This window comes from Moorena sp. SIO3I6 (assembly GCF_010672095.1).
The window spans coordinates 1-1,756 of sequence record NZ_JAAHHU010001041.1; the positions used below are offsets into that span (position 1 = coordinate 1).

Here is a 1,756-nt window from a genome sequence, read left to right on the forward strand (position 1 = left end):
ATTCCACGAGAACGATTCAAAGCCTACTCCCAAATTTTCCAGCAACATGTGGAGGCAGGGGGTGTATTTCAAGTAGAACTGGAATTACTGCATCAAGTTGGTACAACCGTGCCTGTAGAAGTTAGTGCGACTACTTTGGAGCTGCAAGGCAAGACAGTTGTGCAGGGAATTTTTCGAGACATTAGCGATCGCAAACAGGCAGAACAGGCGTTGAAGCAGGCTAAAGTTGACGCGGAAGTAGCCAATCGGGCTAAAAGTGAATTTTTAGCCAACATGAGCCATGAATTACGTACCCCCCTTAACGGCATTTTAGGTTATGCCCAAATCCTCCAAGAGGAACCCAATCTGAGCGCTACGCACAAAGAGCAGCTCAGTATTATTCAGCAAAGTGGTCAGCATCTGTTAACCCTACTCAATGACATCCTGGATCTATCAAAAATCGAAGCCAGAAAAATGGAACTTGATGTCAGAGATTTTCAGTTTCCCAAGTTTCTCGAAGGTATTGTGGAAATTGTGGTGATCAGTGCTAAACAAAAAAACATTTCATTCCGTTACGAATTCCTTTCGCCTCTGCCTGAATTTGTCAAGGGTGATGAAATAAGACTGCGACAAGTTCTGATGAACCTTTTGGGAAATGCTGTCAAATTTACAGATACTGGTGAGGTAACGTTTAAAGTTGGTTATTTGGGGTGTTCAGAGTTGAACGTTGATCGGTTGAACCTTGTTCGCGTTAGCGCAGGGTCGGCCGAAGGCCACGCTTTCGCCGTAGGCGACGCTGAAGCGTGGCCGAAAGGCCAAGGTTGTCAAGACAACCTACCCTACGGTAACGCCCAAGGCGAACAACCTAAAAACCGTCAAGCTTTAACCGAAAAGCAAGGTACTCAAAAAATGCGCTTTGTGATAGCAGACACTGGCATTGGTATACCACCAAAACAACTAGCAGAAATATTTTTGCCATTCCATCAAGTGGGCAATACTGACCGTCAGGTTAATGGTACAGGCTTAGGACTATCGATTAGTAAACGTTTAGCGGAATTAATGGGTAGTGAATTAAAGGTGAAAAGCACTGTCGGTCAAGGTAGTATTTTTTGGCTAGATTTAGATTTGCCAGAGGTTTCCGAGGAACAACAAGGAGGACAAGGAATTCTAGAATCCACTAAGGAAGAGAAAGCTGAAGACGTTATGCCTGTAGCTCCATCGCCAGATCAAATATCCGTTCTGTATGAACTAGCAATTATGGGTGATATTCGAGGCATCCAAGAGGAAGCTAATTTGATTGAACAGTTGGATGATAAATTCATTCCATTTTCTCAAAAGTTGCGTCAATTATCAAAAGGGTTTAAAGAAAGACAAATTCTGGAATTTGTTCGGAAGTACATGGATACAAAAGACCGCGAAGCTCATCGAATAAAATCAAAGGATTTAAAAACTCCAGATAAAGTTAGTAAAAAATAAAGTCTATATCTTTAAAAATAATCGCCATTTAAATGACTAGTTAAGCCAGGGATAAGTTATTATATTTTTAAGGGTGATTTTAATTAGGTTTATTTTGATTAAATTGCACTATTATTTTGTAAAAAAATATCCGAGTATTTTTGATCTTATTAATTAGCCATTGATTAGCGAAAACCCCCAATAACGAGTTCATGTGATTATGAATATTTCCTCAGTAACTCAAACTAATCATCATTCCTCTTCCCGGAAAATTACCCTAACTGAGAGCTATAACAAAATTGGCTATAAAGGTGTAATTGTG

General features: G+C 40.3%; 1 protein-coding gene. It reads left to right on the forward strand.

Translation table 11 applies throughout. The features are described from left to right. Positions 1–1,455: ATP-binding protein (locus F6K49_RS45880; RefSeq protein ID WP_293108993.1), on the forward strand; the 1,455-nt coding region annotated here is incomplete at its 5' end. Positions 1,456–1,756: the final 301 nt, after the last annotated feature.